The 7,360-nt window shown below is 34.6% G+C and carries 10 protein-coding genes; 4 read left to right on the top strand and 6 right to left on the bottom strand.

Features of this window, described 5'->3' with window-relative positions; genetic code table 11:
* The first annotated feature begins 297 nt into the window (after positions 1 to 297).
* The 3 genes from JO950_RS20585 (at position 298) to JO950_RS20575 (ending at position 2,577) form a co-directional block, all read left to right on the top strand.
* Positions 298 to 1,200 (top strand): carbohydrate kinase family protein, encoded by a 903-nt coding sequence (locus JO950_RS20585; RefSeq protein WP_202704318.1) that lies wholly within the window; start codon positions 298 to 300, stop codon positions 1,198 to 1,200.
* A 353-nt stretch (positions 1,201 to 1,553) separates the two neighbouring features.
* Positions 1,554 to 1,967, top strand: a complete 414-nt coding sequence (locus JO950_RS20580; protein ID WP_202704317.1) for a hypothetical protein — start codon at positions 1,554 to 1,556, stop codon at positions 1,965 to 1,967.
* A gap of 223 nt (positions 1,968 to 2,190) precedes the next feature.
* A complete protein-coding gene (locus JO950_RS20575; RefSeq protein WP_202704316.1) occupies positions 2,191 to 2,577 on the top strand; it encodes a helix-turn-helix domain-containing protein in 387 nt (128 codons plus the stop codon).
* A gap of 61 nt (positions 2,578 to 2,638) precedes the next feature.
* Here the strand turns inward: JO950_RS20575 and JO950_RS20570 are convergent, their stop codons facing one another.
* The 5 genes from JO950_RS20570 to JO950_RS20550 all read right to left on the bottom strand — a co-directional run bounded on the left by JO950_RS20570 (position 2,639) and on the right by JO950_RS20550 (position 6,057).
* Entirely contained in the window at positions 2,639 to 2,971 is a 333-nt protein-coding gene (locus JO950_RS20570; RefSeq protein WP_017495632.1) for a YegP family protein, read from the bottom strand.
* A 211-nt stretch (positions 2,972 to 3,182) separates the two neighbouring features.
* A complete protein-coding gene (locus JO950_RS20565) occupies positions 3,183 to 3,743 on the bottom strand; it encodes a DUF2911 domain-containing protein (protein WP_202704315.1) in 561 nt (186 codons plus the stop codon).
* Positions 3,744 to 3,868: 125 nt separating this feature from the next.
* Positions 3,869 to 4,681, bottom strand: coding sequence for an SDR family oxidoreductase (locus JO950_RS20560; RefSeq protein ID WP_202704314.1), 813 nt, complete (start codon positions 4,679 to 4,681; stop codon positions 3,869 to 3,871).
* Positions 4,682 to 4,754: 73 nt separating this feature from the next.
* Positions 4,755 to 5,204 (bottom strand): YhcH/YjgK/YiaL family protein, encoded by a 450-nt coding sequence (locus JO950_RS20555; protein ID WP_202704313.1) that lies wholly within the window; start codon positions 5,202 to 5,204, stop codon positions 4,755 to 4,757.
* A gap of 478 nt (positions 5,205 to 5,682) precedes the next feature.
* Complete coding sequence (locus tag JO950_RS20550) at positions 5,683 to 6,057, bottom strand: YdeI family protein (RefSeq protein ID WP_202704312.1); 375 nt, start codon at positions 6,055 to 6,057, stop codon at positions 5,683 to 5,685.
* Between the two features lie 328 nt (positions 6,058 to 6,385).
* Here JO950_RS20550 and JO950_RS20545 point away from each other — a divergent pair, with 328 nt between their 5' ends.
* A complete protein-coding gene (locus tag JO950_RS20545; protein ID WP_202704311.1) occupies positions 6,386 to 6,760 on the top strand; it encodes an STAS/SEC14 domain-containing protein in 375 nt (124 codons plus the stop codon).
* A 126-nt stretch (positions 6,761 to 6,886) separates the two neighbouring features.
* Here the strand turns inward: JO950_RS20545 and JO950_RS20540 are convergent, their stop codons facing one another.
* Complete coding sequence (locus JO950_RS20540) at positions 6,887 to 7,156, bottom strand: hypothetical protein (protein ID WP_017495638.1); 270 nt, start codon at positions 7,154 to 7,156, stop codon at positions 6,887 to 6,889.
* Positions 7,157 to 7,360: the final 204 nt, after the last annotated feature.

Below are 7,360 nucleotides of genomic sequence, written 5' to 3'. Positions count from 1 at the left end.
CTTTAGATGATTGTATTTATTGGAATTAGTGTTCTAGAACCATAAAAAAGGCTGAAAGCCTAAAAGCACAAACATAGTGCAACGCACTATGAACTAAATTACAAGACGTAAACCATCATTTCTATTGAATCATTTTTTAAATCAACCAGCAGTTTTTAGTATTGCCCGGATCGAAGTTTAATTTTATAGTTGTATTTTAGACACATCGGTAAAAAGAGTTAGACAATCTTTTGTTAAGGAAGGAAATCAATATTACCGTGTGTTAAACAGACTTGCTAATATAAAATTGTTTTTAGAATGAGTAACGGAAAAAGTCTAAAGGCAGTTGCCTACGGAGAAGTACTTTGGGATGTTTTTGCTGCAGAAAAAAAGGTTGGAGGCGCACCATTAAACGTTGCCCTGCGAATGCAATCGTTAGGCTGCAATGCAGCAATGATTAGCTGTGTGGGAAATGATGAAGATGGTGTTGCCATTATTAATCATATAAAAAATCTTGGACTCGAAGCAGAAGCGATAATCAAGTCAGAAGATTTTCCAACCGGTCTGGTTCATGTGACCCTGAACGAGAAAGGTTCGGCGAGTTATGTCATTCATTATCCCGCGGCCTGGGATAAGATTGTTTTGAGTGATTTTGCCAGAAGTTTGGCAGCGAATGCCGATGTTTTGATTTTTGGAAGTTTAGTTTGTCGGGATGAGATATCGAGAAAATCTCTTGAAGAATTGTTACAGACAAATGTTTATAAAGTTTTTGATGTCAATTTAAGAAAGCCTCATTATTCCTATGAGATTTTAGAACAGTTGATGCATGCCGCCAGTTTTATAAAGTTTAATGATGAAGAATTATTAGAAGTTTCCGCAGCACTGCATTCGCCTTTTACCACACTGGAAGAAAATATTTATTTTATTGCAGAGAAAACTAGTACGAATGCTATTTGTGTAACCAGAGGGCAATATGGTGCCGTATTGCTTTGGGAGAATCAATTGTATGAGAATTACGGTTATACTGTAAAAGTTGTTGATACAGTAGGGGCTGGGGATTCTTTTTTAGCTGCTTTGATTACTTCATTGCTTACCGGAAAAAAGCCTCAGGACGCAATTGATTTTGCTTGTGCTGTAGGTGCCTTAGTTGCTGCGTCACCCGGTGCCAATCCCGAGATTCCGCTTTCAAAAATTGAAGACCTCCGGATTGGGATAGTTTAATTCTAAGAAGATAATTGGTAAGCCCTTAAACAAATTCTGATTAAGGGCTTTTTTGTTTTTTATCATTAAGACGAAAAATGAAATCTAATAGAGATAAAATCAACGGTCTACACCATTGGATATAGGTAAAAGTTTACATTTCAGAATTAATTACAACAGTTAGTTATATTCTATTAGGAGGTTTGTAAGAAAGAAAATACATAGAATGCGTAATATTGCGAAAGAGAGTTTTATTCAAAAAATAGAGACCGCTAATGGTTGCTTTTTTAGGAATATAAACCACTTTTAATTATCGCTGAATTTGGTATTCAGTATAATTATTTCTTGTCTTTTATTAATAATCTTTAATTACTATGTTCATTACCCTTACTCAGGATCAGGTTCAGTTTCAGTATGGTTCAAAACGATGGCAATACTGTTTTAATGAAATTACAGAACTTGGTTTACTCAAAAAAAAGAAGACCTATCTTCTTGAAAACGGAGTTTTTACTCTGACTACCGCTTTGGCTTATTATTGTATGTTTTTTTCCAATTTAAATGACTTGTATTATATCGGCCCCACGATTATAGTATATGCTGTTCTTATCATTTTAAGATTCTATAATACTTTTGAATTTGACTATTATGTTATTGTAAAAGATGTATATAAAAAAGAGATCAAAGTAAAAATTAAGGTTTTAGACCGTCAAGAAATCGGGAAACAGATCGATGAGTTTCTAAACCTGAATTTTAACAGACTTTTGAAGAAAACGAATACAAAACTATAAAATTTAATAATGTTAGTAGATGAAATTTCCCAAAATGATCTTTTGGTTATAGCCCTTGCCATACTTTATGGTTTTATTATTACCACCAGAAAAAAATGAAAATCTGCTGCTTCATAAACCTACGATTGAAGTAGTATGATCGCATACTAAAAAAGTATGGCTGTACTACTATAAGTTTAATAGCGGTTGGTTTTTAGCGATACAAAATACCCCAAATAAAATTATGACCTCTTCGATAAAAAGTAAAATAAAAAGCATAAGAGAACTAAAAAATTACACGCAGGAATATATGGCAGATCAGTTAGGTGTTACACAGGCAGGATATAGTAAAATTGAGAAAGGAAAAACGATTCTTTCGTATGAAAAATTGGTTGAAATAGCCAGGATTTTAGAAGTTAGTGTAGAAGACGTAATCAGTTTTGACAGTCAGAGATACTTTAATAGTTTTAATAAAGTGAGAGGAAACAATAATGGAAGTATTCAGATTAATTCGGATAATAGCGCAGTTTTAAAGGCTTTGTATGAAGATAAAATTGTGCTTTTAGAGAAATTGTTAAGCAAAACGGAAGAAGAGTTACGTCGTTATAAAGAAAAATTCGGAGCGATTTAGTCTTGGGAAATGAAAAAAAATGGGGCTCAGTAGCCCCATTTCTTATTATTTTGTATCGCAGTTATGCAGTTTGATCGTCTGTAGAAGCTTCAGGTGCGTTTGTTTTTACCGATGCTATTCCGTTATCTCGGGCGCTAGTACTTTCATACATTTCGCTTGCCCCAATAATCTGGCCGTTACTGGCTTTTAAGTTGAAATAAGGTTTTCCGCTTTTGGATTCCAGTCTGTCAAATCTTCCGTCGTCCTGCGAGTTTGTTTTAACAGACTCAATTCCGTTTAAGCAGGCCGCTTTGGTAGTATAACCTTCACTTGTTAGAATAGTTTGCCCATTACCAGCTTTTAAATTAAATTGAAATTCACCATTGGCTCTCTTAGTAATTACAAATTTTCCCATCTATTTTTTGATTAAGTTAAAAATTAAATTCATTGATATTCATAAAAATACAAAACTTCATCGTATAAAGTATAACCGGATGAAAAATAAATTACAGAGAACTAAATCATAATGATTTTTCTCTTTTTTATCATTTTTGTTTTGTGTTGAAGCATAAAAAAAGAGACACCGTTAGGTATCTCTTTATCTCTGTTGCTAATTGTGCAGACTATTATTTTATTGTGATTGGAACTTCAACAGTTGTTTTGTCCCAGCCAATTACCAAATTCGTTACGGAACCCTGAGTAGTAAAAGCAATAGATAAGGCCTCAATTGTGTTGGATACTGGTTTTACAGGAACACTTACTCTTGCAATATCCTTACTTTCGTCATACGCATAAGCACCCCATAAATCAATTTCTTTATTGATAATGATGGTCCATTTGTCTTTTTCAGGAATAGCAAATAAACTGTAAGTTCCGGCAGGAATATTTACTCCGCCAATAGTAACCGGTTTGTAAAATTTGATTTCACTATTTTCGTTAGCACCTACACGCCAAACTTCACCAAACTTAATCAATTCACCAAAAATAGCGCGTCCCTTAACAGAAGGTCTTGAATAAACAACCTTAACTGCCGGAGCCGGATTATCGGTTTTCTTGAATTTTACCGCTTTGTTTGGAGAATACGCAATATCAACCGGACTCGCATCCAAAGGAGCAAATTTAACGTCTTGTGCATTAACTGAAAAAGCTGTCAATAAGACCATTACCAATAAATTAATTTTTTTCATAGTTAGAATAGTTTTTAAGTGTTCACACAAAGTAAGAAAATCCTAAACAGAAATCATATAGTTTTTTTTCTTTTTTTGTTAATGATTTGGTAATACGATAGGATTGATAAGGTTCTGTTTTCGTTTTAAATACTTGCTGCCGCAAATCCTCCGTCTACTTTTAGAATTGTTCCCGTGACAAATTTTGACAGGTCGCTGCATAAATACAAAAGAGCTCCGTTGACATCTTCGGGAGTCCCAAATCTTCCCATTGGAGTATGTTCGATGATTTTTTCTCCCCTTGGCGTTAGTTTTCCTTCCGGAGTCAGTAAGAGAGAGCGGTTCTGTTCTCCTATGAAAAACCCCGGTGAAATGGCATTGACACGTATTCCTTCACCATATTTAGTAGCCAGTTCTACTGCCATCCATTGTGTGAAATTGTCGATTGCTGCTTTAGAAGCGGCATATCCTACCACCCTTGTTAAGGGACGTTGTGCGGCTGCCGATGAGATGTTAATGATATTTCCCTGTTTTTGTTGAGCAAAAAGTTCCGAAAATACTTGTGAAGGCAACATCGTTCCAATAATATTCAAATCGATTACTTTTTGCAAATCTTCGGTTTGAAGGTCGTAGATGGCCTGATCCGGGCTGATGGTAGCTCCGGGCATGTTTCCTCCTGCAGCATTGATGAGAATATCGAGACGGCCGTATTTTTTTACGATAAAATCTTTGGCTTTTTCCAGTTCTTCTTTGTTCAAAACATTTGCCTGAATGGCAAAAGCTTTTCCACCTTTACTCTCTATTGCGGCTACGGTTGTATTGGCTTTTTCGATAGATTGGGAAACGATTCCGGTAATAACGCCCTGTTTGGCCAAAACGTTCGCAAAGTTACTTCCCAGTACGCCGGCACCACCAGTAATTAAGGCAATTTTTCCTTTTAGATTAAATATTGAATCCATGTAAAATTTTGTGATTGATAGTGTTTTGAATGCTGTTCCTGTTTTAAACTTAAACTTAAACTTAAACTTAAACTTAAACTTTTACTTTAATAACAATTTTTTTAAGTGAACTTTCGCTTATCATTGCTGAGTGAACATCTTCGGGAAATAGAATTGTAAACTGCTTTTCCTGTAATTCGAAAAACATATCCGGTTTGTCGTAAAAGAAACGAACATCGCGTTCATCACTGTATTCTCCGTTCGGACTAATGCATTTTTCTCTGGGTTTCCAGGCAAAAGTTTCCGGTCCTTTGATCGGAATTTGGATGTCGATATTTTTATCGTGGCATTCAAACCCTTTTATACTTTCTTCTTTAGTGGTGCCTTCGCCAACAATTACAATTACTTTTAAGCCCTCGCCAATTTCAAAGGCTCCTTCTTCAAGAATGCTGATGTCATTTTGGTTTACGTAATCAAATGCTTTTTTAAAATTAGGATGCAGGCCGTAATATCTGGCTGCGTTTTGTAACGAATCTACGATCATTGTTATTTGGTTTTTAGGTGTTTTAAGTTTCCGAATGGATTGCCGCTTGAATGCATTTGGATTTTATTTGTGATTTATTTTTTACTTTATATGTTGCGGGTTAAAGTATTGGTAATTATGTTGTTAGTTGTTTTTTTTTTTTTTTTTGTTTGATGGCAGTACTTGTCAGAAGCTCGTTTTTGGACTGTCAGTTCGTCTAAAAACAAGTATTTTTGAGACTGGAATAGTTGTATTTATACTTGATGTAAAAGGATTTAATGAGCTGATTTTTAATTTCTTGTTTTTGTGTTGAATGGTTTTTATTGGACAACTTCCTGTTGCTTCCGCCAAAACTATTTACTGGAATGGATGTGAACAGTGGTACTCTTTGAAGCCTAAAACTACAAATCAAATTGCATTTACCACTAAGAAAATGGTACTAATAATGTAAAAATTTTGTGGTTTGACCATACTATGGAGAGGCAGTCATTAAAGTTCTTTAAACCGATTCCCATTTGCCATTTTGCTTGGCGAGATCAATCGAAAGCTGACCGTATTCTGTCATTAAACCTTCTGCAATCATTCTTTCTGCGCGTTCTTTATTGGGTTGGCTCCATTTGCTTTTTTTGGCATTTCTTGGAGTAAATGTCAGATAATAACTTTCAGGATCCCGTTTCTTACACAAACTGTCAATCCACCCAAAACAGAGTGCTTCTTCTGTCGCTTCGATAAGATTTACACTTTCTGTTTTACTTTTTTTGTGGTATAAGATCAACCAGATTGATTTCTCGATCTGACTGTTTTCCTGTAGCCAATCGCGCCATTCTTTTCGGTTTTTGGCATAAAGTGCGATTCTTCCATCTTTTGTTTCCATGAGTTTAGAATTGTGTGCGGACATAAATTTACTGAAATTTTATGGTAAAATGTGTAAAGTTTTAAGGATTCTAATCGTGTTTTGGATACGGTTTGTTTACGAATGAAATGGAGTACTACTTTCAAAGGTTTTTAAAAATAGGAATTGTTTAATGAGTGTAAACCTTTGTAAATTTGTAACTTATTGGTTCTTAGCTTTGATGAAATTTTAAACAATTAGAAGTGATACGATTTAAAGTGTGTTATGATTAGTATCGGAAAGCTCTTCTAATGGACAGGTGAAAAAGATATAGAGATCAGGATTAATAACAATTTAAAATATAAATGGTATGATACATCAAATTGATACAACAGACAATATTGTCGCTTTTCGGGCATTGGCAGTGGTAACAAATGAAGATTTTCTGAGTGTCGTGATCCCCGCAGTGGAACATTTAGTAAAACAAACCAACGAAATCAATTTTTTATTGGTTTTGGATACAGACACTGAGGCTTCTACTTCAGGGGTATGGCTTCAAGATGCCTTACTGGGTTTAAAACATTTTGGAAAATGGAACAGAGCCGCTATAATTACAGATTCGGAAGAGATTATTTCTTTTACGAATGGGTTTGGTTCTGTCATTCCCGGCGATTTTCTTGGCTTTAAAAAAGAATCTTTCAATAAAGCATTGAATTGGGTGGAAGGAAATATCAATATACATTAGTTTTTATCCGATAAAAAAATAGCCACGAATTCATGAATTATTGCCTGATGAGACCAGGCAAAATTCATGAATTCGAGACTAAACTATTTTGGAGAGATTTCGAAATAGATCTGAAACAGATGAAATCTAGTGATTGTATTCGATACCGCTGCTTACGTTAAGATCTCTTTTAGCTTTATTGTTTTTTGAAACTTGTTTGTAGCAAGCTGTAGCCAATAGAGGAATAGCCAGGCTTCCAACAACGGCAGCAGTTTTATCTTGTCCCGCTTTTTTCAAAATAGCACCTGCTACAAGAGTTCCTACACCTGCAAAAATTAAATTTTTTACAGAAAACTTAGAGGCTGGTTTTGGAGTAATCCCGTGTAATAGAGGATCTATAAAATTCAATTTTTCCATGATTATACTTATTTATTTAATTAAACTTTTTTGTTATTCATTCTGATGGTCCTTAACAATCAGTCTTGTTTTTTATTATTTCATTTTTATTTTCTGACTTAACAATGCAAAAACACTTAGTTGAGCATACGCTCTAAAAACAAGCGAAAATCCTGCCAAATTGTTGCCATGCTGCTTATTTAGCAAAATTTTATAATTCTAAGA

It is taken from the genome of Flavobacterium sp. UGB4466 (assembly GCF_903469665.1).
Lineage (GTDB): Bacteria > Bacteroidota > Bacteroidia > Flavobacteriales > Flavobacteriaceae > Flavobacterium > Flavobacterium lipolyticum.
This window is presented reverse-complemented; position numbering and strand designations above follow the sequence as displayed.